Source organism: Streptomyces sp. NPDC025793 (assembly GCF_055558375.1).
This window is the reverse complement of record NZ_JBVHMR010000023.1, coordinates 30,451-53,122: the sequence shown is the minus strand read 5'-3', so window position 1 is coordinate 53,122 and position 22,672 is coordinate 30,451. Positions and strand designations below refer to the sequence as shown.

Sequence of the window (22,672 nt, the reverse complement as noted above, 5' to 3'; positions counted from 1 at the left end):
TTTCCCCTCAGGCCTGGAAGGCGGCCTCGGACTCGGTGAAGAACTGCTTCACCGCGTCGGAGACCTTCGTCTTGCCCTGTCCGAGGTCGCCGCCGATGCGCAGGAAGGCGGCCTCGATGGTGTCGGCACCGGAGGGGTGCGGGGTGATCGTGCCGAGGACGCCCGCCTTGGCGGTGTCCGCCTCGTACTGCGCGATCTCCTTGTTGACCGCGTCGACCGGCCGGTACGCGTCGTACTGCTCGGTGCTCGCGAGGATGCCGCGGTCGTAACCCATGATCTTGCCGACCTCGGGGTCGTGGGCCATGAAGTCGATGAACTGCGCGGCCTCCTTCGGGTGGGAGGTGTGGGAGGAGGCGCTGAGCATCAGGGAGGCGAGGTACTGGCCGGTCTGTCTGCCGTCCGTGGTCGGGATCGGGGCGAGGCCGTAGATGCTGTTGCCCTCCGCCGAGTAGCGGACGGTGAAGTTGTCCCAGGTGAACTCCGAGGCGCCGTGTCCGGCGGAGAGCGAGGACTTGGGGTTGTCCTGCTGGACGACCTTCGGGTCGGTGACGATGCCGGCCTTGACCCGGTTGTACCCGTCCGTCCACCACTCCGTCAGATCGGCCTGGTCGAAGCCGAGTCCGTCCTTGGCGTAGAAGGCCTTCCCGTTCTGGCGGAGGTAGAGGTCGTACAGGTACATGATGGTGAAGTAGCCGGTGTCCCCCGGAATGCTCGTCCTGTCGTGGATCGTCTTCAGGGCCTTGAAGTAGTCGTCCCAGGTCCAGCCCGCGTGCGGTTCGACGCCCGCCTTCCGGAACACCTTCTCGTCGATGACGAGCGCCATGGTGTTGGAGCCGACCGGAATTCCGAGCTGTCTGCCGTCGACCTGGCCGACCTTCGTGACGCCGTCCCGGAAGTGATCCAGGCTCAGATTGCCTGCTTTCGCCTGGGAGTTGAGGTCGAGAAGAATTCCACGCTTGTCGTACTTCCGAAGAAAGGTGACGGCGTTCTGGAAAACGTCCGGAGGATTACCGCCGGCGGCCTGGGTCTGGAACTTCTCCCAGAAGGACGCGTACGTCTGGAAGTCCGTCTTGACCTTGATCTTCGGGTACTTCTTCTCGAAGAGGGCGATGGTCTGGTTGATCCTCTTGGCCCGCTCCTCGGCACCCCACCAGGAGTAACGGATCGTCACCGTCCCGTCCCCGGAACCGCTTCCGCCGCCACAGCCGGTCGTCGCCGCGAGCCCGAGCACGGCCGCCGACGCCCCGGCCGCCTTCAGGATCGTACGCCTCTTGAGATTCCTGCTGGTTCCCACAGTCGGGCCCTCCCCGCAGCGTCGTCGCCGCCGTCGTGAATCGTTTCAAGTAAGCGCTTGCTGGCACAAGGTACGGAGGGGCCAGGGGTGCGTCAATGATTCGGACAGGATTTTCTGGTGGACGGCGCACGCGCCCGAGCGGCATGCCGGGGGTCGGCGCTGGTGGGGGAAGCGGTCGGCGGGCCGAACGGGGGCAACGGGGGTGGCGGGGCCGGGAGTCGCCGTCGCCCTCGCCCTGATCCGCGTCCGCGTGCTCGCTTTCGCCCCCTTCCCGGCCCCTCGCACTCGCCCCCTTCCCGGCCCCTCGCTCTCGCCCTGGCCCTGGCCCTGGCCCTGGCCCTGGCCCTGGCCCTGGCCCTGGCCCTCGGGATCGTCGTTGACGGCGAGGGGGGAGCGACGGGTTGCTCGTTCCCGGCGTGACCCGGGATCAGGCGGGCAGGGCCGCGAGCCAGTCGAGGAGGATTCGGTTGGTCTCCTCGGGGCGCTCCTGCTGGACGAAGTGGCCGCAGCCGTCGAGAATGTGCGAGCCGAGCAGACCGGGCAGGGTCTCGGGGTACGCCGTGACCGCGTCCGCCAGCCAGGCGAGCGAGGCGTCCAGGGCACCGCCGACGAACAGGGACGGCTGCGTGATCGGCGCACCCGCGTAACCGGCCAGGTCGGCCCAGTCCCGGTCCATGTTCCGGTACCGGTTCAGCGCGCCGGTCAGCCCCGTCCGCTCGAACTCCCCGGCCAGGACGTCGAGATCGCGCTCGCCCAGCCAGGCCGGCAGTCGGCCTGCCGGGAAGCGTTCGCGCAGGGTGCCACCACGGGTGACGAAGTGCGGGTCGGGAGCGCCGGGTCCGGGCATGGTGTCGGCGGACAGAGCCGCGTAGAAACCAGCGAGCCAGCCGCGTACATCGGGCTCGATCTCCGATTCCGCCCGGCCCGGCTGCTGGAAGTACGAGACGTAGAACTCGTCCGGCACCACGAACTCCCCTGCGGAGCCTGCCGACTGCGCAGACCTCGCGGTCCCCGCGGCTTCGACGCCGGGCCGGCCTTCCGCGTCGTCGTCCACGTCCCGCTTCTCGACTCCGCTGCCGCGGTCGGCGCCGGTTCCAGGGCCGTCGCCGGTCGTCGCACGGTCGCCGCTCACGGCACGACGGGTACCGGTCGCCCCGCCGGCGCCGCCGCCCTGGTCGCCCGTGATGCGAGCGTCGGCACCGCTGCCCGCACCGCCCCCGCCGGGACCGTTGTCGCCGCCTTCGATGCCGTCCCTGCGACCGCCATCGCCACCGTGACAGCCTTCGCCACCGTCATCGTCGCCCGTCCCGGCCATCCCCGCGAAGACCTCGCTGGGGCGCGGACCGCCGGGCGGGGTGTACGGCACGCCCAGCAGGGCCACGGCGCGGAACACATCGGGCCTGGTCAGGGCGGAGGTGGCGGCGATCGTCGCACCCCAGTCGTGGCCGACGACCACCGCGGACCGCTCCCCCAGGGCCTCGACCACGGCGACGTTGTCCGCGACCAGGTCGAGCATCCGGTACGCGTCCACGGCCGCCGGTCCGGAGGAGCGGCCGTAGCCCCGGACGTCGACGGCCACGGCGCGGTAGCCCGCGGCGGCCAGGGCCGGCAGTTGGTGGCGCCAGGAGTACCAGGACTCCGGGAACCCGTGCACCAGCAGCACCAGTGGGCCCCGGCCCTGCTCCACGAGGTGGACGCGGCCCGCCGGTGTGGGGACCATGCGGTGGGACGGGTCGAAGGCGGGGGCGGGAAGCTGGGGCATGACGGCTCCGGGAGGCTGGGGGTCAGTGCGGTGGGGCGAGGCCCGTTGCGGCACATCGGCCGCTCGTGCGGCGCCTCTCCCGATGCTCCTGTGAACCGCACGCCGCGCACGAGGCTTGTTGCCGGTTCGGCAAAACGCGCCGGCCCCCGGGCGCGCTTGCCCCGTCCCCGCCCGAGCGCCTCCCCGGCCGGCGCACCCCGGTCCCCGCCGGACATCGGCACAGACATGGACACAAAAGCCGACGGCCCACCTGCTGTTTCGCAGGTGGACCGTCGGTCCGGGTGGGCGATACTGGGTTCGAACCAGTGACCTCTTCGGTGTGAACGAAGCGCTCTCCCACTGAGCTAATCGCCCGGGCGCAGGAAGAACATTACCCCATGTCAGGGGGTGCCCCCGACCAGAGGACGGGCCGACGGGCGGCCCGGGCGAGGGGCCGGCTCACTCCTCGTTGATCTTCCACGGCATGACAAGGCCGAACCTCCCCAGGTAGACGCCGGCCAGCGCGACGGCGATCGTCAGCCCGACCGCGGTCAGCGTGATGTTGCGACGGCGCACCCTGGGGTCGAGGGCCCGCTGGGCCGCCTCGGTGACCTTGCGTCTGGTCCAGCGGAGCACGAGCTGGGCCCAGACGAACTCCGTCGCCCAGATCGCCATGCCGCCGAAGATCACCACCCAGCCGGGCCCCGGCAGCGGGAGCATGACGATGCCGGCCACGACGACCGCGAGGCCGATCACGAAGACGCCGACCTGCCAGCTCACCTGCAGAACCCGGCGGGCCTTGACGAATTCCGGCGCCCGGGAGCCGAGCCCGCCAGCGGCCGGCCGTACGGCGTCCCGTCGCGTCGCCCGCGGGCCGGTGTGGACCTCGTCCGCCGTCGCAGGGGTCTCACCCGACTCGTCACTCTCCGCATTCATACGGACAAACCCTACCCGAGTGAATCCCGTCACTGAAATGGCCGTAGGTCTGGTAAGAGTTCTCGGCCGGAAGAGTTACGTAAAGACACGCAAAACGCCCAGAGGGGTTTACAACGGCACCGTAGGTGGCATGTCGATTTCGCCGACGTGCGAATCCCCGAGCGCACACTGAGCGAAAGGCCCTGGCGCTTATGAACACCACGGTCAGCTGCGAGCTGCACCTGCGCCTCGTTGTGTCGAGCGAGTCCTCCCTGCCTGTCCCCGCAGGCCTGCGGTACGACACGGCCGACCCCTACGCCGTGCACGCCACCTTCCACACCGGAGCCGAGGAAACCGTCGAGTGGGTGTTCGCCCGCGACCTTCTTGCCGAAGGATTGCACCGGCCCACCGGGACCGGCGACGTCCGCGTTTGGCCATCGCGCAGTCATGGCCAGGGCGTCGTGTGCATCGCCCTCAGCTCCCCGGAGGGGGAGGCCCTGCTCGAAGCCCCGGCGCGGGCCCTGGAGTCCTTCCTGAAGCGAACCGACGCCGCCGTGCCGCCCGGCACGGAACACCGGCACTTCGACCTGGATCAGGAGCTGTCGCACATCCTGGCGGAAAGCTAGGCCGCGGCCATCGAAAGCAGCCCGGCGCCGTCCACTCGGGGAGACGGCTCGGGCCAGGACAACCGCATACGGCACAGCCCGGCGCCGTCACCGTGAGCGTTCACGGGGGCGGCGTCGGCCTGTGTCCGCCCCCCTCCGCCCCGCACGGGCGGGACCGGGCCGGGAACCCTGGCGGGCGCGGGGGCGTTGTCCCGTCGTGCCGAGTCGGGCAGGGGCCGCTGCGCGGCGCGCGGATGTCGCTACCATCGGCCAGCATCGGCGGGCGTCGCCCGACCCCCAGGCCAGGGAGCGAAACGTGCTGATCACCCACGACACCCGGCGGGCCCTCGACACCGCGGTCGATCTGGTGAACACCGCGCCGGAGGACAGCGCGGCGGCGGACGGACTGTCCGATGTCCCCGCTCTCGCAGATTTCGTACGAAACCATGAAATCAGCGATGTCGGCGCGCTGTCGGAGTTCGATCTCTCGGCGGTGCGCCGGGTCCGGGGGCGCTTCGCGGCGATCTTCGCGGCCCCCGACCCTCGATCCGCCGCAGGTTTGATCAACGACCTGGTCGCCACGGCCGGCACCACGCCACGCCTGACGGACCACGACGGCTACGACTGGCATGTGCACTACTTCGCGCCGGGTGCCTCCGTGGCCGACCATCTCGCCGCCGACTGCGGGATGGCGTTCGCCTTCTTCGTGGTGGCCGGGGAGCAGGAGCGACTGCGGCGCTGTGAGGCGCCGGACTGCCGGCGCGCCTTCGTCGACCTGTCCCGCAACCGCTCGCGCCGCTACTGCGACAGCCGAACCTGCGGAAACCGGCTGCACGTGGCCGCCTACCGCGCCCGGCGCAAGGAGGCGACGGGCTGACCGGCCGCGCGGCACGCGGTTGCCGTGCGCAGGCGGGATGCTCGGCGGGGTCGACGTCGGTCCCGGCGGGTGGCGCCGGGACGGACGCGTACGGCTCACAGCAACAGCAGGTCGTGCAGCGCAGCCATGAGGATCAGACACCCGATCACCGCAAGGAAGATCATCAGCGGTGGCTGGGATAGGGCGAAGAGGCACCCGCGCGGCTCGTCCTTCGGTGGCGGCGGCGCGGCCTCGCTCTGTGTCGTGTCCAGCATCTCGCGGCAGATCATGACGCAGGAAAGGCACCGCACGCGATCAACATGCCACCTGGATGCGGGAGTTGCCACATTCCGTGCCGTCCCGCCCGACTTGCTTCGTTTTGTGAACGGAACCGGCCGCGGCCACGCCGCACTGTGTCATTTCGGCCCTGGCGGCCCGACGTGCCCTTATGCCGTCGCGACCGTCATGCGGCCGTCATATGCCGTGTTTCTTGAGGATGGCCTCGATGTCGCTGAAGTCCTCGGTGGAGCCGGTGGCGCGTGGGGCGGTGGCGGACCCGGTGGCCTGCCGGCTCCCCGGGCCCAGGGAGGGGGCGGAGGCCGCAGGGGCGACCGCGTCCGTCCCGCTGCCGCGGGCCGCTCTGCGCTCGGCCCGGGTGGCGCCGCCGCGCCGGCGCTCGACGGCACGCGTGCCCGCGAAGATCACCCAGGCCGCGCCCAGCACCCCGAAGCCCGCCCAGGCGACAGGGCTGAAGGCGGTGTCGGCGAGCCAGCCGACGAGCCCCGTCATCACCAGGCCGACCGGCACCAGCGAGTAGGCCGCGATGCGCGCCGCCGCCAGGAAGCGCTTGCGGTAGGCCGTGACCACAGCGATGCCCAGGCCCGCCGCGGAAACGGCGGAGCAGACGGTCTCGGCAATCATCCGGTCCTCCTGGCGGGCTCGGTCGGGTGGAAGGCCCCACGCGGACAACGCGAGGAACGCGAGGTACGCGAGCGACACAGCGCGCCGGGCCGGCGCGCTCCGTCCCCTCCATCCTGCACCGTCCCGTATCCGCAATGCCATGCCCGCAGCGGACATCAGGGACATCTCCGGGTCGTCTCCTCCTGGAGTGCAGTACGGTCCCGATTGGGTCGGCCGGGCCCGGCCTGGAAGACTGACCGGCATGAGCGACTCCTCCCCCGCGCGCGCCGACGCCCTCGTCCTCGACGTCTGGTGCGAGCTTCAGTGCCCCGACTGCCGTACCGCCCTGGACGACCTCCGCGCCCTGCGCGCCCGCTACGGCGACCGGCTGGAGCTGCGGCTGCGGCACTTCCCGCTGGAGAAGCACAAGCACTCCTTCGCCGCGGCCCAGGCCGCCGAGGAGGCGCTGGCGCAGGGTCGGGGCTGGCCGTACGTGGAGGCCGTGCTCGGGCGGGTCGAGGAGCTGGACCGTCGGGGAGAACCCTTCCTGGTCGAGGTGGCCGGTGAACTCGGGCTGGACGCCGAGGAGTTCGACACCGCGCTGATCGACGGCCGGCACATCCTGATCGTGGACGCCGACCAGGCCGAGGGCAAGGCGATCGGGGTGACCGGCACCCCGACGTACGTCATCGGCGGCGAACGCCTCGACGGCGGCAAGAGCCAGGAGGGCTTGCGCGAGCGCGTCGAGGAGATCGCCGACCGACTGCTGGGCGGGGGCGGGCAGGCCTAGGGCCTGTCGTCACATTCCCGTCGTCCGCCCGAAGGGCGGGCCGCGCGGCGTGCGGTGCGTGCAGCTGCAAGACGGGGGAGGGAGTCGACGCGTGAGGCCCCTCCCGCGCGAGCGAAGCCGAGCGTGGGGGAGTCGGCGACCGATGACGACACGGCTGGGGGTGCCCCCTGTGGGGAAGCGCGTGCGAGGCCTCGCACGACAGGCGGGAATGTGACGACAGGCCCTAGGAGCCCCGCGCCCCGGTGCCTCCTAGAGCAGGGGTTTGGCGAGGGAGTGGGACGTCGTCTCGTAGCCGAGCGACTCGTACAGCCGCTCCGCCGGGGTGTTGCCCGCGAACACGTTGAGGCCGAGGACCGGCCGGCCGGCCTCGATCGCCTGGCGCTCCGCCACCAGCATGAGCGTACGGCCGTGCCCCCGGCCGCGGTGGGCCGCCTCGGTCTCGACGCCGTACACGAACGCGCCGTCGTCCGTGAGCGCCAGCCACAGCACGCCCACCCGGGCCCCTTCGTGTTCCAGGACGCTGAAGCGCGTGCCGTCGGTGGCGAGCCCGTGGGGCAGCAGCCGCTCGTGGTCACGGCGCGCCTTGTCGCGGGCCACGGCCTCGGGCAGGCCGCGGTCCATCCACGTGCGCGCGTACCGCTCGATCTCGTGCTCCTGCCACGCCGCGAAGTCGGCCTCCGTCATGGGCCGCGCGGCGCTGCCCGCCGGCAGCTCGGGCGGGACGGTGCCGAGCGGCTTGCGCATGCGGCGGTTGCGCAGGCTGTAGCCGAGGGTCTCGAACAGCCGCAGGGCGATGTCCGCCGAGGCGGGGACGACGGTCTCGATCCGGGTGCAGCCCCAGCCGCGCGCCACCTCCTCCGCGGCGAGCACGGCCACTGTGGCCCGGCCGCGCCGCCGGTCGGGCTCTGCGATCCACAGCTCGTCGACGCTCGCCACCGTGTCCCCGAGGGACGGCGAGGTACCGAGGTGGATCTCACCGACGGGGCGGCTGTTCACGCACACCTGGTAACGGCGCGAACGGGTGCCGTCGGGGTGCTGCTGAAGCGGCTCGACCGGCCGCAGGGTCGTGGTCATCACAGGTGTTCTACCCGCGCCCGAGCCCCGAGTCAGCCCGTTTTCCCGGGCTCCCGCGCCCGTCGGCCCATGAGCCTTCGCCGGCTCAGGGGTCCAGGTCGTCCCCGGAGCGCTCGGCGAAGACGCGCATCGCCTTGGCGGTCACCGGGCCCGGGGTCGCGGGCAGTTCACGGTCGTCGACGCGGTGCACGGCCTGGATGTCGCGCAGGGTGGAGGTCAGGAAGATCTCGTCGGCGCGCCCGAGGACGTCGAGCGGCAGGTCGGTCTCCCTGGCATCGATCCACTCGATCGCCAGGGCGCGGGTGATGCCGGGCAGACAGCCGGAGGCGACCGGCGGGGTGTGGATCTCGCCGCCCAGGACGACGAAGACGTTGGAGCCGGTGCCCTCGCAGAGCTGTCCCACCGTGTTGCCGAACAGCGCCTCGGAGGCGCCCTGTTCGTGGGCACGGCCGAGAGCGACGACGTTCTCGGCGTACGAGGTGGTCTTCAGGCCGGTCAGGGCGCCGCGTTCGTTGCGGGTCCAGGGGACCGTGATCACGGCGGTGGTGTCCGGGCGGCGGGTGGTCTCGCCGAGGGCGACCACGAGGGTCGGGCCGTGCTCACCGCGGTCGGAGCCGAGCGGGCCGTGGCCGCCGGTGTAGGTGATCCGCAGCCGGCCGAGCGGCGTCGGATTGGCCGCCAGGACGGCGGCGCAGGCCTCGCGGATCTCGTCGTGGTCCGGGTCGGGCAGGCCGAGGCCGTGGGCCGAGCGGGTAAGCCGGTCGAGGTGCCGGGTGAGGGCGAAGGGCCGCCCGTCGGCCGTCTTCACGGTCTCGAAGATGCCGTCGCCGACCGTCAGTCCGTGGTCGAAGACGGAGACACGGGCGGACTCCAGGTCCCGCAGCCCGCCGCCCAGCCAGATCCTCATGCGTACACCCCTCCACTCGCCCCGTACGCCCCCGACGCTACCGCGAGCAGCCGGGCCGCCTTCAGCTCGGTCTCCCGCCACTCCCCCTCGGGGTCCGACCCCCAGGTGATCCCGGCGCCGGTGCCGAAGCGCAGCAGCGCCGTGCCGTCGCCCGGCCGGTCGATCCAGAAGGTGCGGATGCCGACGGCCAGCTCACCCGTGCCCCGGTCGGCGTCGACCCAGCCGATGCCGCCGCAGTACGGCCCGCGCGGGGCCGTCTCCAGGGCGTGGATGACCCGCAGGGCACTCGACTTCGGCGCGCCGGTCACCGAGCCGGGCGGGAACGCGGCGGCGAGGAGCTCGGGCCAGCCGGCGCCGGCGCGCAGTTCGCCGCGGACCGTGGAGACCAGGTGGACCAGGCCGGGGTGCTTCTCGACGGCGCACAGGTCGGGGACGGTCACGCTGCCGGTCGCACACACGCGTCCGATGTCGTTGCGCACCAGGTCCACGATCATCACGTTCTCGGCGTAGTCCTTCTCCAGGAGGTCCGCCTCCGTGCGCCCGGTGCCCTTGATGGGCCCGCTCTCGACGATCCGCCCCGCCCGGCGCAGGAACAGCTCGGGTGAGGCGGTGGCGATCTCCACGCCGTGCTCCGGCAGCCGGATCGTGCCCGCGTACGGCGCCGGGTTGCCGCGGGCCAGTGCGGCGCTCAGGGCGTCCACGTCGGCGTCTGGGGCCACGGGCGCGGTGAGGACCCGGCAGAGGTTGGCCTGGTAGACGTCGCCGGCCGCTATGTGCTCGCGTATCCGGCCGACGGCCGCCGTGTACGCGCGCCGGTCCAGGGAGGAGGTCCACTCCCCGAACGCCGGGCCGCACCAGGCGCCCGGCACCGGGGCGGGCACCGGCTCCTCGCGTACGTCCGCGAAGCGGGCGCAGGTCAGCCCGCCCTCGAAGTCCGCGCAGACGGCCCAGAAGCCGTCCGAGTCCAGGGCGGCCGGGTCGCTGGTGACGTCCAGGAGACCGGTGGCGACGCGGTCGCCGAAGCGGGCCAGGGCAGGGGGTCGGGAGGCATGGTGAGGCACGCGATCGAGTCTAGGTCGGGTGTCCGACAGATGGCTCCGGGATGTCCCCGAGGGGCCCTGACCATGTCCTCCGTCGGGTGCACCGCAGCACGCTGCGCAAACGCGTTTTTGTACTGGCCCGGGAATCCGCTAGAGTTCAACACGTCGCCGGGACGTGGAAGCGGACCGAAACGACAAGCGGACGTAGCTCAGTTGGTAGAGCGCAACCTTGCCAAGGTTGAGGTCGCGAGTTCGAGCCTCGTCGTCCGCTCGAAGGAAGTAGGGGTCATCCCGATCCCCTACACTCCTGGTGGAGTGGCCGAGAGGCGAGGCAACGGCCTGCAAAGCCGTCTACACGGGTTCAAATCCCGTCTCCACCTCCAAGGACGATTAGCTCAGCGGGAGAGCGCTTCCCTGACACGGAAGAGGTCACTGGTTCAATCCCAGTATCGTCCACTGGATCTCCCCGGAGGTCCTGCGGATCTTCTCGAAGATCCTCCCCGCGCGATTAGCTCAGCGGGAGAGCGCTTCCCTGACACGGAAGAGGTCACTGGTTCAATCCCAGTATCGCGCACCGACTGTGACCCTCGCGTCACAGCCTGCGGACGATTAGCTCAGCGGGAGAGCGCTTCCCTGACACGGAAGAGGTCACTGGTTCAATCCCAGTATCGTCCACACACCGAAGAAGCCTCCGGCCGTCTCGTACGGCCGGAGGCTTCTTCGTGTGCCCGTGTCGCTCAGCTGGAGAAGAGCATGTGGGCCCAGCTCTTGTGGTGGTGGTCATGGTGACCGTGGTGTCCGTGGCCGCCGTGGTGACCGCCGTGCGGGGCACCCCAGGCGGGCGCGGGCGGCGCCGGGTACGCCTGCGGGGCGGGCGGGGCCGGGTACGCCTGCGGGGCGGGCGGGGCCGGGTAGGCCTGGGGAGCGGGCTTCGGCCACTGGGCCTCCAGCTGGGTCAGCGCCTCCAGCTCGCCGTAGTCGAGGAAGATGCCGCGGCAGCCGCTGCACTGCTCGATCTGGACGCCGTTGCGGTTGTAGGTGTGCATCGGCGCATGGCACTTCGGACAATGCATCGTCGGCTCAACTCCTCGCCGGTCGATCCTGCTTGGTGTTCCCCCCCCAGGACAGACTCCGTGTGATCCCGGGCGGTTGCGGCCTAGTTCAGGGGCCGGGACGCCAACTGGTGCTGAATACGCATCATTCGGGTACATGCGTCGATCAGTGACCGCTCGGTCTCGTCCAGCGGGCGGTGTCCGTCGAGCGCCTTCGCGAGTGCGAGGGCGGCCGTCTGCACGGTGAGCGCACGCGCCGGGACGTCCAGCGCGGACCAGGGGTCACCGCTCGCCGGTACGGCCGGTCCCCCGGCCCGCTGGTACGCGCCGAGGAAGCGGACCCACACGTCGGGCGGGAGAAGCCCGCAGGCGTACCAGGCGGCGGGCCGGGCGAGATCCCAGGCCGCGGCGCCGGTACCGAGGTCGTCGACGTCTATCAGCCGCCAGGAGCCGTCCGGCACCGGGTGCCGGACGAGCTGGCCGAGGTGCAGGTCGCCGTGGCAGAGGATGGCCGGCCCCGGCATGGGGGCTTCGCCGCGCGCCCACGCGGGAAGGGCGGCCCAGGCGGCGAGGACGGGCCCGGCGGCCCCGGGGGGCGGGGCGGCATGCCCTGCGACCTCGGCGTCCACGGCTTCCACGAGTCGGACATCCACGGTTTCGGCGTCCGCGGCTTCGCAGGCCAGGGCCGCGTGGAGGCGATGGACGGCTCGGGCGGCCCGGGCGGGGCCGCGCATCGGGGGCAGACCGTCGGGCGGGGCCGTGCGGTGCAGACGGGCGAGGAGGGTGGCCGCGGCTTCCCAGGGGGCCGCGTCGGGGTCGTCGGGGTCCACGGGGGTGCCGTACGGCCAGAAAGTGAGGAGGCGGTCGTGCAGGGGGGTGGGGACCGGCGCGAGCGGGGGCAGGAAGACGTCCGGCAGGCGGGCGGCCACGGCGAGGCGGGGCGTCAGTTCGGCGGGGTCGGTGCCGGGGGCGTGGGCCTTCGCGACGATGCCGCCGTGCCGGACGACGGTCGCGTCGGGGCGGTCGGCGAGGGGGTCTGGGGTGGTGGGGCAGGCGCAGTCGGCGGCGCCGCGATCCGGGTGCGCGACGGCCTTGACCTCGGCGGTGAGCGCGGGGAGGAGAGTCACGGGGCGCCTCGGGGATCGGGGTGTGGGGGGAGCGTACGACGGTCGCGGGGCGGGGTGGCGGGTGGGCACCCGGCTCCCTGCCCTGACGGCGTGCTCGGGCTGCGATCGGGGCCTCAGCCGACTCCCTTGGGCGCGGAGCGCAGACGCATGTGCGAGAACGGCGCAATGCCGGCGCAGCTCCCCAGCTGCGCCGGCATTCGTGCCGTCCGCCGCACCCCCGTCCCCACGGGGTTTCCTGGATGCATGTCCCCGCCCGGACCGCTCTTCCGGGCCTGGGGCGCCGCTCAGCGCCCCAGCATCGCACCCACGGACGACGCCTGTGTGGCCACCGTCTCCCAGCCGTCGAAGACGAGCAGGAGCAGGGCCGCCAGGGGAAGGGCCATGAGCGTCGCCACCAGCGGGTGGCGACGGCCCGTACGACGGGGTGCGAACGACGTGCGCCGCGGTGCCGTGTGGGCCATGGTCCCTCTCCTGACCGTCTTGTGTTCTCTTCGGAGCGGCGGGTGTCTGACCTCGGGGGACGAGTGCTGCACCCGCCGCTTGTCCTCAAATCTAGGGGCGCGGCCCACTGCGGGCGTCATGCCCTCGTACCGATTGCCGGGCCTCCCGGAGGATGAGCCATGACCTGCGGCGTACTCCCCAGGGTGGAGACGGCGGAGCGGGTCTCGGGGTCTTCCCGGAGGGGACGTCCGCTGTATGCCGTCATTTCCGGAGCATCCGGGTACGGCAGGAGTGACATCGATCACTCGGGCGACGGGCCGGAAGGCGGTCGCGCCCGTCTCGCCGTCCGCTCGGTCGGCGGTTGACCGGGCGGTGCGGGGTGGGCGTCCGGCGGGCTCGCCGACCGGTGCCGTCTGCCCTCCAGTGGCTTCAACCGCCTTGTCACGACTACGGGTTGGAGGCGCGGATCGTTCAAGGTCGCTGCACAGCCCGGGGTGCTGACCCCGTTTCACATCAGGCGGGCCGTCCGCGCAATCCGTTCGGGCCCGAGGGCGCGGCCTCTGCGCGCCGACGGCCGTGGAAACGTAAGCTGTGCCACGTCACAGAGGCCGGGCAGCGGGGATGAACATGGCGATGATGCGCCTGAGGCGCGAGGACCCGCGCGTCGTCGGCTCGTTCAGGCTGCACCGACGGCTCGGCGCGGGCGGCATGGGCGTGGTCTACCTCGGCTCCGACAAGAAGGGGCAGCGCGTCGCGCTGAAGGTGATCCGGCCCGATCTGGCGGAGGATCAGGAGTTCCGGTCGCGGTTCGCCCGTGAGGTCTCGGCGGCCCGGCGCATCCGGGGCGGCTGTACGGCCCGGCTGGTCGCGGCCGATCTGGAGGCCGAGCGCCCCTGGTTCGCCACCCAGTACGTGCCCGGTCCCTCCCTGCACGACAAGGTCGCCGACGAGGGCCCGCTCGTGGCGGCCGACGCCGCCGCGATCGGCGCGGCCCTGTCCGAGGGCCTGGTCGCGGTGCACGAGGCCGGGGTCGTACACCGGGATCTGAAGCCCTCCAACATCCTGCTGTCCCCGAAGGGGCCGCGGATCATCGACTTCGGCATCGCCTGGGCCACCGGTGCCTCCACCCTCACGCACGTCGGCACGGCCGTCGGCTCCCCCGGCTTCCTCGCGCCCGAGCAGGTGCGCGGCGCGGCCGTCACCCCGGCGACCGACGTCTTCTCGCTGGGCGCGACCCTCGCCTACGCCTCCACCGGTGACTCCCCCTTCGGGCACGGCAGTTCCGAGGTGATGCTGTACCGGGTCGTGCACGAGGAGCCGCAGCTGTTCGGCGTGCCGGACGCGCTCGCCCCGCTGGTCCGGGCCTGTCTGGCGAAGGATCCCGAGGACCGGCCGAGCACGCTCCAGCTGTCGCTGCGGCTGAAGGAGATCGCCGCCCGTGAGGCGCACGGCATGGAGGCCGGCGTACGGCCGCCCGCGCCGCGCGCCGCGGAGGCGGACCGGCCCACGGGCCGGCTCGTCGACACCTACCCCGAGCAGCAGCACACCCAGCGGCGCCCGGCCGGAGGCACCCCGGTGCCGCGCGGCGGTGTCCCCTCCCGGGGCGGCGGTGCGCCGGCGCGCAACGGCGTGCCCTCGCGGAACGGCGGCAGCGCGCGCGGTGCGGGGGCCGGCGCGCGGCCGGGTGCGGCTCGTCCGACACCGGCGCCGCGCGGCGGCGGCCCGCGCTCCGGCGGCGCAAGCCGGCCCGCTCCGCGCAGCGGCACCGGGCGGCCGGGGCCGCGGGCGACGGGGACCGGGCGGCGTCCGGCCAATCCGCGGCTGCTGCGGCAGCGGCTGTTCGTGTTCGTCGTGGTGACGATTCTCGTGGCGCTCGGGATCGCGCTGGCGCAGGGCTGCCAGGGTCCGGCGCGCGGACTCGGCGGCGACGGCGACGGGCAGGGTCAGCACGCCCAGCAGCTACGGCAGCAGTCGCAGGCCGGGGGGCCGGGGGCGGACCGGGACGAGGCGGCTCCGCGGTACGGAGCGGCTCCGCGCCCGGACGCCGGACAGTGAGTGCCCGGCAGTGAGTGCCCGGCGGCGGGTACCTGCCGGAGCGGTCGTCAGGACCGCGGGCGGCCGGTCGCCACCGCGTAGAACGCCACCGCCGCGGCCGCGGCCACGTTCAGCGAGTCGACGCCGTGGGACATGGGGATGCGCACCCATTCGTCGGCGGCGACCAGCGCCTGCGTGGAGAGCCCGTCGCCCTCGGCTCCGAGCATCAGGGCCACCCGGTCCATCGTGTGGGGGGCCGCCTCGTCGAGGGAGCGGGCCTTGTCGTCCGGGGTGAGCGCGAGGAGTGTGAAGCCGGCCTCGCGGACCGACTCCAGGCCCTTGGGCCAGGTCTCCAGACGGGCGTACGGCACCGAGAACACCGCGCCCATCGAAACCTTGACACTCCGCCGGTACAGCGGGTCGGCGCAGTCGGGCGACAGCAGGACCGCGTCCATGCCGAGCGCCGCGGCCGATCGGAAGATCGCGCCGATGTTCGTGTGGTCGTTCACCGACTCCATGACCACGACCCGGCGTGCGGAGCGCAGCAGTTCGCCGGCCGTGGGAAGCGGCTTGCGCTGCATGGAGGCGAGGGCACCGCGGTGCACGTGGTAGCCGGTGACCTGTTCGGCGAGTTCGGGGCTCACGGCGTAGACCGGGGCGGGCAGTTCGTCGATGACGTCGCGCATGACGTCGATCCACTTGGCCGAGAGCAGCATGGAGCGCATCTCGTAGCCCGCTTCCTTGGCCCGGCGGATGACCTTCTCGCCCTCGGCGATGAACAGGCCTTCGGCGGGCTCGCGCTTGCGGCGCAGTTCGACGTCGGTCAGTCCGGTGTAGTCGGCGAGATGCGGGTCGTCGGGATCCTCGACGGTGATGAGATCGGCCACAGGGTGATACTGCCTTGTCCTGGAGGTGCTGCCAACGGCTGGGACGGGGTGTGTTACCCCGGGTTACGCGTGATCGAGCCACGCAGGGTCAGCGGGCCGGCGACGGGCCGACCGTCACGACCTCGCCGATGACGATGACCGCCGGCGGCTTCACCTCCTCGGCACGCACGGTCTCGGCGACCGTGGCGAGGGTGGCGTCGACGCGGCGCTGCGCGGCCGTCGTGCCTTCCTGGACCAGCGCGACGGGGGTGTCGGGCGACTTGCCGTGTGCGACGAGCGTCTCCGCGATCTTCCCGATCTTGTCGACGCCCATCAGGATCACGAGCGTGCCGGTGAGCTTCGCGAGCGACGGCCAGTCGGCCAGGGAGCGCTCGTCGTCGGGGGCCACATGGCCGCTGACGACCGTGAACTCGTGGGCGACGCCCCGGTGGGTGACCGGAATGCCGGCCGCGCCGGGCACCGAGATCGAGCTGGAGATGCCGGGGACGACCGTGCACGGGATGCCGGCCTCGGCGAGCGCCTGGACCTCCTCCATGCCCCGGCCGAAGACGTACGGGTCGCCGCCCTTGAGCCGGACGACCGACTTGCCCTGCCTGGCGTGCTCGATCAGCGCGTTGTTGATGGCTTCCTGGGCCATGAAGCGGCCGTACGGGATCTTCGCCGCGTCGATCACCTCGACGTGCGGCGGGAGTTCGGCGAGCAGGTCGCGCGGGCCGAGCCGGTCGGCGATGACGACGTCCGCCTCGGCGAGCAGGCGGCGCCCGCGGACCGTGATCAGGTCGGGGTCGCCGGGGCCGCCGCCGACCAGGGCCACGCCGGGTGTACGGGTGCGGTGGTGCGGCGCCACCAGGGTGCCGTCGCGCAGGCCCTCCACCACCGCGTCGCGGATCGCGGCGGTGTGCCGCGGGTCACGGCCGCGCGCGTCCGTGGTGAGTACGGCGACCGTGACGCCCTCGCTGTGACCGGTCGCCGGGGTCCATGCGGTCGCCAGGTCGGCGTCGTCGGAGCGGACGCACCAGACGCGGTGACGCTCGGCCTCGGCGGAGGCGGCGGAGTTGGCCTCCGGGTCGCTCGTGGCGATGAGGGCGTACCAGGCCTCGGCGAGGTCGCCGTCGGTGTAGGGCCGCCGTTCCCAGGTGATCTCGCCCGCGTCCGCCATGGCCTCGACCGACGGGGTCGCCTCCGGGGAGACGACGGTGACGTCCGCGCCCGCCGCGATGAGCGCGGGCAGACGGCGCTGGGCCACCTGACCGCCGCCGAGGACGACCACGCGGCGGCCAAGGAGGCGGAGGCCTACGGGGTAGGCGGGGTGTTCGGCCATGAGGGGCGGCTCCTCGTGCAGCTGTGCGTTGGGGGCCCGCTGCACCTTCGGAGCGGCCCTGACGTGCGATTTTAGCTGTGTGCAGGGCATAGGGCACGGGCGGTCCGGCAGCTGAACACCGGACCGCCCCGCGTGCCGTGGCGCCTACTTCTCGGTGACCCCTGCCGAGTCGAACGTCGCCACCTCGTGCATCGCCCGGGCCGTGCTCTGGACCAGCGGGAGGGCCAGGAGGGCGCCCGTGCCCTCGCCGAGGCGCAGGTCGAGGTCGACCAGGGGGCGCAGGCCCAGCTTGTTGAGGGCGGCCACGTGGCCCGGTTCGGCGCTGCGGTGGCCCGCGATGCAGGCCGCGAGCACCTCGGGGGCGATGGCGCGGGCGACCAGGGCCGCGGCGCCGGCGCTGACTCCGTCCAGGATCACCGGCGTACGCAGCGAGGCGCCGCCGAGGAGGAGGCCGACCATGGCCGCGTGCTCGAAGCCGCCGAGGGCCGCGAGGACGCCGAGCGGGTCGGCCGGGTCCGGCTGGTGGAGTTCCAGCGCCCGGCGCACGACCTCGGTCTTGCGGGCCAGCGTCTCGTCGTTGATGCCCGTGCCACGACCCGTGACCTCGGCCGGATCGGCGCCGGTGAAGACCGAGATCAGCGCGGCGGACGCGGTCGTGTTCGCGATGCCCATCTCGCCGGTGAGCAGCGCCTTGTTGCCGGCCGCGACCAGGTCGCGAGCGGTCTCGATGCCGACCTCGATGGCCGCCTTGGCCTCCTCGCGGGTCATCGCGGGGCCGGTGGTCATGTCGGACGTGCCGCCCCGGATCTTGCGGGGCAGCAGGCCGGGCGTGGCGGGCAGGTCGGCGGCGACACCGACGTCCACGACGCACACCTCGGCGCCGACCTGGGCCGCGAAGGCGTTGCAGACCGCTCCCCCGCCGAGGAAGTTGGCCACCATCTGGGCGGTGACCTCCTGCGGCCAGGGGGTCACGCCCTGGGCGTGCACCCCGTGGTCGCCGGCGAAGATGGCGACGGCCGCGGGCTCCGGGATCGGCGGCGGGCACTGCCGGGACAGCCCGGACAGCTGCGCGGAGATGATCTCCAGCATGCCGAGCGCGCCGGCCGGCTTGGTCATGCGCTTCTGGCGCTCCCAGGCCTCGCCGAGTGCCTTGGCGTCGAGCGGGCGGATCTGTGCGACGGTCTCGGCAAGCAGGTCGTGGGGTTCCTCTCCGGGCAGGGCGCGGCGGCCGTACGTCTCCTCGTGCACCACCCAGGACAGCGGGCGTCGCTTGGACCAGCCGGCCTGCATCAGCTCGGGCTCGTCCGGGAACTCGTCGACGTACCCGACGCACAGGTACGCGACGACCTCCAGATGCTCGGGCAGGCCGAGCGCGCGGACCATCTCCCGCTCGTCGAAGAAGCTGACCCAGCCGACGCCGAGGCCTTCGGCGCGGGCGGCGAGCCAGAGGTTCTCCACCGCGAGCGCCGAGGAGTAGGGCGCCATCTGCGGCTGCGTGTGACGGCCGAGGGTGTGGCGGCCGCCCCGGGTGGGGTCTGCGGTGACGACGATGTTGACCGGGGTGTCGAGGATGGCCTCGATCTTCAGTTCCTTGAACTGCTTGGCCCGGCCCTTCGGCAGCGACTTGGCGTAGGCGTCGCGCTGCCGCATCGCCAGTTCGTGCATCGTCCGCCGGGTGTCGGCGGAGCGGATGACGACGAAGTCCCAGGGCTGCGAGTGGCCCACGGAGGGCGCCGTGTGGGCGGCCTCCAGGACGCGCAGCAGCACCTCGTGCGGAATGGGGTCGCTGCGGAAGCCGTTGCGGATGTCGCGGCGTTCGCGCATCACCTTCAGGACGGCCTCGCGCTCGGCGTCGTCGTAGCCGGGCGCCGCGGGGCCGGTGGGCTGTGGTGCCTCCGCCACTGCGGCCGTGCCCTCTTCTTCCTGGTCGGCGCCCCTGGTCCGCAGGTCCTCCGCGTGCTGTACGACATCGGGGGCGTGCCCCGTGTCCGGCGCCACCGGTGCGAGAGCGTCGCCCTCGCGCGGTGCGGGCACCGTGGCCACCGGCTGCTGCGTCTCCTCCTCAGTGGGGAGGAGGAGGGGGTGCGGCGGGGTCGGCGCCAGGTGCGGGGTGGTGGGCACCTGTCCGTCGACGGGCACGAACTGTCCGAGCGGCTGCTCCGGCTGCGGGTCCGCCTGTACGTGCGAGGGCAGCGGCTCGGCCTGCTCGGCCTCGGCCGCGGCCGGGACCTGGACCTGCGGTTCGGCGGCTTCACCGACGACGGCGGCCGACGCGGCGGGCTCGGCCTCCGCGACGGCCGGAGCGGCGGGCGCTTCGGCGGCGGCCGTCTCGGGTACGACGGCGTCCTGTGCGACCGGCTCGGGCTGCGGCTCCACCTCGACGGCGACGGACTGGGTCTGCTGCTCCGCGGCCGGCTGCGCTGCCTCGGGCATCGCCTGGGCCTCGGGCGCGGCGGACACAACGGGCGTCACGGGTTCGGCCAGCTGCGGGCCCTGGGCCGGGTAGGGCTGCGGCTCGGGCGCCGCGGGAGCGCCTGGGACCGGCACGGGGGCCTCGGCGGCGGGCGCGGTCGGCACCACGGCCTCCGCCTCCGCCGGTTCCGGAGCGGGCGTCACGGGCGCTGCCGACTGCTCGGGCGCCGGCGCGGCCTCGGCGGGCGGTACGACGTCGGCGGCGGGGGTGTTCGGGTCGGGCTGCCCCGGAGCGAGGGCCTCCGGGGCGACGGCCGGAGCCACCACGACGGGCACGGCAGCGGCGACGGGGACCTCGGCCACCACCGGCACAGCGTGCTCCGGGGCCGGGGCCGGGGCCGGCTGGGCCGGCTCGGCGGCCTGCACCTGCTCGGGCAGCTGCACCGCCACGGCGTCGACCGGGGCGGCGGCACCGCTCGGGTCCACCACGGCCTGCGTGGCCTCGGCGACGACGGGTGCTGCCTCGGCGGGGGCCTGCTCGGCCGCGCCGTTCTCCGGTGCCACCACGGCGACCTCGACATTCTCAGGAGCCGCGACGGCGGCAGGAGCCACATAGATGCCGTCGTGGGCGGCCGCGGGCTGCGCACCGTCGTGACCGTGCACGACCGGCGCGGCGGCGGGCACTTCGTCGGCCGCCTGCGTCGCGACCGGGGTGACGGCGGCCTGGTCGGCGCCGGCCGAGGGACCCGCCGCGTCCACGGCGTCCACGGCAACCGCGACCTCCGCCGGCACGGCGGCGGCCTCCACCGGAACCACGGCGTCCGCGTCCGCCTCTGCCGGGGCCACGGCCTCGGCGGGCATCGCGGCCTCCACGGGAACCGCAACACCCGCGGGCGCGGCGCCGTTTGCCGGCGCCACGGCCGCGGCGGGAACCGCGCTGTCGGCCGCCGCGTCCACCGCGACACCGGCGTCCGGCGTGACGACGGCCGGGTCAACCGTTTCCGCAGCCGGGGCCGGTGCGCCCGACTGGGGCACCGGCGTGGGGGCAGGCGCGGGCGCCGTACCCCAGGGGGCCGCGTTCTGCGGGGCCATCTCGCCCAGCGGCTGGGCGTCGAGGTACTCGGGGCCGGCCGGTGCCGGGGCGGGCTGGCGGACCGGTGCACCGGCCGGGCCGCGGTCCGCGAGGGAGCGGACCGGGCTGGCGGAGGCGTCCGGGATGGGCGGGCCGAGGTGCAGCGGGCGGCGCGGCGGCTGCGCGGCGGCCTGCGGATCCTGCGGCGCGGAGAGGATGGGGGGCGGCGCCGCGGACACCGGGGCCGGGTTCGGCAGGCGGACGCCGCTGAGGTCCACGGAACCGCTGTCGCGGCCGGCCGTCTCGTGCGGGCCCGGCTCGTGCACGGCTTCCAGGACCGGCTCCGGTGCGGGCGGCGGTACCTCGTTGCCCCACGCGCCCTGGGCGCCGGGCAGCAACAGCTCTTCGTCCTCGGCGGGCGCTTCGGAGAGGTAGGTGTACGCACCGTGCGCGGCGACGCCCGGCTGCTCCACCATGCCTGCGCTCTCCGGCTGTCCCTCGCCCGGGACCTGGCCGGTGTCGGTCATGCGTACCCCTCGCCCATCGGTTAGTGCTCTCCTACGACCAGCTCATCCGGAACGGCGCACCGACCGCCCGTAGTGAAGAACGAGCGTCCGTGCCCAGCGGCACGAACGACCCGCCGGAAAAGGCGACAAAGCCATTCAGTGGCATTGTCCCGGCCGTCGCGCCGTCGCGACAGCATGATCCGCGACAGTCCGCTGTGGACTGCGCCACGTTGCGCGTCCTCCGGTTTCGCAGTACCACACCCACCCCAAAACGGGCGCGCTTTCCGGACATTGGCGAACGAAGTTCCGGGCCGCCCGGTGCGGTACAACGATCGGCCAGCCTACCGCGCGCGGTACGACAACAGGATCACGGGGCGCGATCCGGAAGGACCCCGCTGAGCAGGAAGGCGACGCTGCGCTCGGTCTCGGTCCAGGCGCGGGTGTCGAGGGCGACGGACTGGAGCAGGGCGCACTCGACCCGGTAGCCGTGCTCGGTCAGGTCGCGGCCGACGAGTTCGGCGGCGTCGCGGGTCGCGGCGTGGGTGACGATGCGCTGCGGGCGCCGGTCGGCGACCGCGGAGACGACGGCCGCGCCGCCCCCGCCGACCCGTACGACATCGGGCTCGGGCAGGTTCTCCAGCACGTGCGGGGCGGTGCCCCGGACCACGTGGAGCTGCACGCCGGAGCGGCGGGCGGCCGCGTCGGTGCGGGCGCAGGCCTCCTGGTCCCGGTCGACGGCGATGACGGCGGCTCCGGCGCGCGCGGCCTCGGCGGCGAACGCGCCGGAGCCGCAGCCGATGTCCCAGACGAGGTCGCCGACCCGGGGCCCGAGCCGGGCGAGTTGGGCGGCGCGCAGCAGTTCCGTCTCGCCCTCGCCGAGACCACCGCCGGTACCGCTCTCGGTCCCGCCGACGTAGAACTCGTCGGGCTGGACCCAGCCGCGCGGGCCGGTGCCGGGGTCGCGGCCGGCGATCCAGCCGCCGCCCTCCCCCGGGACGCCTCGTGCGGCGGGCCCGCCGATGACGATGACGACGTTGGGGTCGCGCCAGGTGTGGTCGGCGGCCTTGTCGGAGGTGACGACGCTGACCTGCTCGCGTTCGGTGCCGAGTTCCTCGCAGATGACGAAGGTGCGGTGGACGCCGTCGAGCAGCAGCCCCAGTTCGGCGGGGCCGGCGCCGGGCGAGGTGAGGACGGCGACCTTGGTGTGGGCGCGGCAGACGTTGACGGCGCGGCGCAGGGTGCGCCGGTGGGCGACGACGACCTGGGCGTCGTCCCAGGGCATGCCGGCGCGCGCGAAGGCGGCGGCGACGGCGGAGACGGCGGGGACGACCTCCACCTCCAGGCCGTACTCCGGGGCGCGCAGGGTGCGCACGACGCCGAAGAAGCCGGGGTCGCCGTCGGCGAGCACGACGGCGGTGCCGCGGTGGGCGGCGATGCGGCGGGCGGCGAGTGCGACGCTGCCCAGGCGGATGCGTTCGGCGGCGAGGGGGACCTCGGGCAGTGCCAGATGGTGGGCCGCGCCCGCCACGAGCGTGGCGGCGCCGAGCGCGGCGCGTGCCGCGGCGGTCAGCGGCGAGCCGTCCCAGCCGATCACCGTCACCCGGTCGGCCATCGTCGTCAGTCTCCAGGTCTTCGCAGGTCGTCAGGGGTACGGGCCCATGGTCGGGCTGGTTGAGAGTACCCGGTGGAGCTGTCGGA

General features: G+C 73.4%; 19 protein-coding genes and 6 tRNA genes. 9 read left to right on the top strand and 16 right to left on the bottom strand.

The features are described 5' to 3' along the window. Positions 1 to 7: 7 nt before the first annotated feature. The 4 genes from ACZ4MF_RS33170 to ACZ4MF_RS33155 all read right to left on the bottom strand — a co-directional run bounded on the left by ACZ4MF_RS33170 (position 8) and on the right by ACZ4MF_RS33155 (position 3,971). Positions 8 to 1,294: an ABC transporter substrate-binding protein gene (locus ACZ4MF_RS33170; RefSeq protein WP_467495913.1), complete on the bottom strand. Its 1,287-nt coding sequence runs from the start codon at positions 1,292 to 1,294 to the stop codon at positions 8 to 10. Positions 1,295 to 1,721: 427 nt separating this feature from the next. Further along, positions 1,722 to 3,056 carry an alpha/beta fold hydrolase gene (locus ACZ4MF_RS33165; RefSeq protein ID WP_467495911.1) on the bottom strand — a complete coding sequence of 445 codons (1,335 nt, stop codon included), beginning with the start codon at positions 3,054 to 3,056 and terminating at the stop codon, positions 1,722 to 1,724. Between the two features lie 282 nt (positions 3,057 to 3,338). Next, positions 3,339 to 3,410: transfer RNA gene (locus ACZ4MF_RS33160), tRNA-Val, on the bottom strand. Positions 3,411 to 3,494: 84 nt separating this feature from the next. After that, complete coding sequence (locus tag ACZ4MF_RS33155; protein WP_467495909.1) at positions 3,495 to 3,971, bottom strand: TIGR02611 family protein; 477 nt, start codon at positions 3,969 to 3,971, stop codon at positions 3,495 to 3,497. 191 nt (positions 3,972 to 4,162) lie between these two features. Between ACZ4MF_RS33155 and ACZ4MF_RS33150 the strand changes: the two genes are divergently transcribed. Next, a complete protein-coding gene (locus ACZ4MF_RS33150; protein ID WP_004002642.1) occupies positions 4,163 to 4,576 on the top strand; it encodes an SsgA family sporulation/cell division regulator in 414 nt (137 codons plus the stop codon). 295 nt (positions 4,577 to 4,871) lie between these two features. Continuing rightward, a complete protein-coding gene (locus ACZ4MF_RS33145; protein WP_467495907.1) occupies positions 4,872 to 5,432 on the top strand; it encodes a CGNR zinc finger domain-containing protein in 561 nt (186 codons plus the stop codon). Positions 5,433 to 5,527: 95 nt separating this feature from the next. On the opposite strand, the gene ACZ4MF_RS33140 is transcribed toward ACZ4MF_RS33145, so the two are convergent. Next, positions 5,528 to 5,686 (bottom strand): hypothetical protein, encoded by a 159-nt coding sequence (locus ACZ4MF_RS33140; protein WP_177240264.1) that lies wholly within the window; start codon positions 5,684 to 5,686, stop codon positions 5,528 to 5,530. Positions 5,687 to 5,885: 199 nt separating this feature from the next. Next, entirely contained in the window at positions 5,886 to 6,332 is a 447-nt protein-coding gene (locus ACZ4MF_RS33135; protein WP_467495904.1) for a hypothetical protein, read from the bottom strand. Between the two features lie 241 nt (positions 6,333 to 6,573). Between ACZ4MF_RS33135 and ACZ4MF_RS33130 the strand changes: the two genes are divergently transcribed. Then, a complete protein-coding gene (locus ACZ4MF_RS33130; protein ID WP_467495902.1) occupies positions 6,574 to 7,101 on the top strand; it encodes a DsbA family protein in 528 nt (175 codons plus the stop codon). Positions 7,102 to 7,350: 249 nt separating this feature from the next. Here ACZ4MF_RS33130 and ACZ4MF_RS33125 read toward each other — a convergent pair whose 3' ends face one another. From ACZ4MF_RS33125 to ACZ4MF_RS33115, 3 genes are all read right to left on the bottom strand, one after another. Then, complete coding sequence (locus tag ACZ4MF_RS33125; protein ID WP_467495900.1) at positions 7,351 to 8,175, bottom strand: GNAT family N-acetyltransferase; 825 nt, start codon at positions 8,173 to 8,175, stop codon at positions 7,351 to 7,353. A gap of 85 nt (positions 8,176 to 8,260) precedes the next feature. Further along, positions 8,261 to 9,082: an aminotransferase class IV gene (locus ACZ4MF_RS33120; RefSeq protein ID WP_467495898.1), complete on the bottom strand. Its 822-nt coding sequence runs from the start codon at positions 9,080 to 9,082 to the stop codon at positions 8,261 to 8,263. After that, complete coding sequence (locus ACZ4MF_RS33115) at positions 9,079 to 10,143, bottom strand: chorismate-binding protein (protein WP_467495896.1); 1,065 nt, start codon at positions 10,141 to 10,143, stop codon at positions 9,079 to 9,081. Before ACZ4MF_RS33115 ends, ACZ4MF_RS33120 begins: the two co-directional genes overlap by 4 nt. A 177-nt stretch (positions 10,144 to 10,320) precedes the next feature. Between ACZ4MF_RS33115 and ACZ4MF_RS33110 the strand changes: the two genes are divergently transcribed. The 5 genes from ACZ4MF_RS33110 (at position 10,321) to ACZ4MF_RS33090 (ending at position 10,797) form a co-directional block, all read left to right on the top strand. Beyond that, a tRNA-Gly gene (locus ACZ4MF_RS33110) sits at positions 10,321 to 10,393 on the top strand. A gap of 38 nt (positions 10,394 to 10,431) precedes the next feature. After that, positions 10,432 to 10,505 (top strand) — tRNA-Cys (locus ACZ4MF_RS33105). Between the two features lies 1 nt (position 10,506). Continuing rightward, a tRNA-Val gene (locus tag ACZ4MF_RS33100) sits at positions 10,507 to 10,578 on the top strand. Positions 10,579 to 10,624: 46 nt separating this feature from the next. Continuing rightward, positions 10,625 to 10,696, top strand: a tRNA-Val gene (locus ACZ4MF_RS33095). 29 nt (positions 10,697 to 10,725) lie between these two features. Continuing rightward, positions 10,726 to 10,797 (top strand) — tRNA-Val (locus ACZ4MF_RS33090). 62 nt (positions 10,798 to 10,859) lie between these two features. On the opposite strand, the gene ACZ4MF_RS33085 is transcribed toward ACZ4MF_RS33090, so the two are convergent. The 3 genes from ACZ4MF_RS33085 to ACZ4MF_RS33075 form a co-directional block, all read right to left on the bottom strand. Beyond that, a complete protein-coding gene (locus ACZ4MF_RS33085) occupies positions 10,860 to 11,195 on the bottom strand; it encodes a TFIIB-type zinc ribbon-containing protein (RefSeq protein WP_467495894.1) in 336 nt (111 codons plus the stop codon). An 83-nt stretch (positions 11,196 to 11,278) separates the two neighbouring features. Then, complete coding sequence (locus tag ACZ4MF_RS33080) at positions 11,279 to 12,301, bottom strand: phosphotransferase (protein ID WP_467495892.1); 1,023 nt, start codon at positions 12,299 to 12,301, stop codon at positions 11,279 to 11,281. 284 nt (positions 12,302 to 12,585) lie between these two features. Next, entirely contained in the window at positions 12,586 to 12,762 is a 177-nt protein-coding gene (locus ACZ4MF_RS33075; RefSeq protein WP_177235595.1) for a hypothetical protein, read from the bottom strand. Positions 12,763 to 13,363: 601 nt separating this feature from the next. Between ACZ4MF_RS33075 and ACZ4MF_RS33070 the strand changes: the two genes are divergently transcribed. Continuing rightward, entirely contained in the window at positions 13,364 to 14,797 is a 1,434-nt protein-coding gene (locus tag ACZ4MF_RS33070) for a serine/threonine-protein kinase (protein WP_467495890.1), read from the top strand. 47 nt (positions 14,798 to 14,844) lie between these two features. Here ACZ4MF_RS33070 and ACZ4MF_RS33065 read toward each other — a convergent pair whose 3' ends face one another. The 4 genes from ACZ4MF_RS33065 to cbiE form a co-directional block, all read right to left on the bottom strand. Next, a complete protein-coding gene (locus ACZ4MF_RS33065; protein WP_467495888.1) occupies positions 14,845 to 15,663 on the bottom strand; it encodes a TrmH family RNA methyltransferase in 819 nt (272 codons plus the stop codon). A gap of 88 nt (positions 15,664 to 15,751) precedes the next feature. Further along, positions 15,752 to 16,984, bottom strand: a complete 1,233-nt coding sequence (cobA, locus tag ACZ4MF_RS33060; RefSeq protein ID WP_467495886.1) for a uroporphyrinogen-III C-methyltransferase — start codon at positions 16,982 to 16,984, stop codon at positions 15,752 to 15,754. Positions 16,985 to 17,128: 144 nt separating this feature from the next. After that, entirely contained in the window at positions 17,129 to 20,995 is a 3,867-nt protein-coding gene (cobT, locus tag ACZ4MF_RS33055; RefSeq protein ID WP_467495884.1) for a nicotinate-nucleotide--dimethylbenzimidazole phosphoribosyltransferase, read from the bottom strand. A gap of 346 nt (positions 20,996 to 21,341) precedes the next feature. Then, entirely contained in the window at positions 21,342 to 22,586 is a 1,245-nt protein-coding gene (gene cbiE / locus ACZ4MF_RS33050; RefSeq protein ID WP_467495883.1) for a precorrin-6y C5,15-methyltransferase (decarboxylating) subunit CbiE, read from the bottom strand. Positions 22,587 to 22,672 lie beyond the last annotated feature (86 nt).

Excerpts from the sequence above, each read along its gene's own strand:
- cobT (WP_467495884.1), bottom strand. The coding sequence starts at position 20,995 with ATGACCGACACCGGCCAGGTCCCGGGCGAGGGACAGCCGGAGAGCGCA.
- ACZ4MF_RS33130 (WP_467495902.1), top strand. The coding sequence starts at position 6,574 with ATGAGCGACTCCTCCCCCGCGCGCGCCGACGCCCTCGTCCTCGACGTC.
- ACZ4MF_RS33155 (WP_467495909.1), bottom strand. The coding sequence starts at position 3,971 with ATGAATGCGGAGAGTGACGAGTCGGGTGAGACCCCTGCGACGGCGGAC.
- ACZ4MF_RS33165 (WP_467495911.1), bottom strand. The coding sequence starts at position 3,056 with ATGCCCCAGCTTCCCGCCCCCGCCTTCGACCCGTCCCACCGCATGGTC.
- cobA (WP_467495886.1), bottom strand. The coding sequence starts at position 16,984 with ATGGCCGAACACCCCGCCTACCCCGTAGGCCTCCGCCTCCTTGGCCGC.
- ACZ4MF_RS33140 (WP_177240264.1), bottom strand. The coding sequence starts at position 5,686 with ATGCTGGACACGACACAGAGCGAGGCCGCGCCGCCGCCACCGAAGGAC.
- ACZ4MF_RS33075 (WP_177235595.1), bottom strand. The coding sequence starts at position 12,762 with ATGGCCCACACGGCACCGCGGCGCACGTCGTTCGCACCCCGTCGTACG.
- ACZ4MF_RS33150 (WP_004002642.1), top strand. The coding sequence starts at position 4,163 with ATGAACACCACGGTCAGCTGCGAGCTGCACCTGCGCCTCGTTGTGTCG.
- ACZ4MF_RS33135 (WP_467495904.1), bottom strand. The coding sequence starts at position 6,332 with ATGATTGCCGAGACCGTCTGCTCCGCCGTTTCCGCGGCGGGCCTGGGC.
- ACZ4MF_RS33125 (WP_467495900.1), bottom strand. The coding sequence starts at position 8,175 with ATGACCACGACCCTGCGGCCGGTCGAGCCGCTTCAGCAGCACCCCGAC.
- ACZ4MF_RS33070 (WP_467495890.1), top strand. The coding sequence starts at position 13,364 with ATGAACATGGCGATGATGCGCCTGAGGCGCGAGGACCCGCGCGTCGTC.
- cbiE (WP_467495883.1), bottom strand. The coding sequence starts at position 22,586 with ATGGCCGACCGGGTGACGGTGATCGGCTGGGACGGCTCGCCGCTGACC.
- ACZ4MF_RS33120 (WP_467495898.1), bottom strand. The coding sequence starts at position 9,082 with ATGAGGATCTGGCTGGGCGGCGGGCTGCGGGACCTGGAGTCCGCCCGT.
- ACZ4MF_RS33085 (WP_467495894.1), bottom strand. The coding sequence starts at position 11,195 with ATGCATTGTCCGAAGTGCCATGCGCCGATGCACACCTACAACCGCAAC.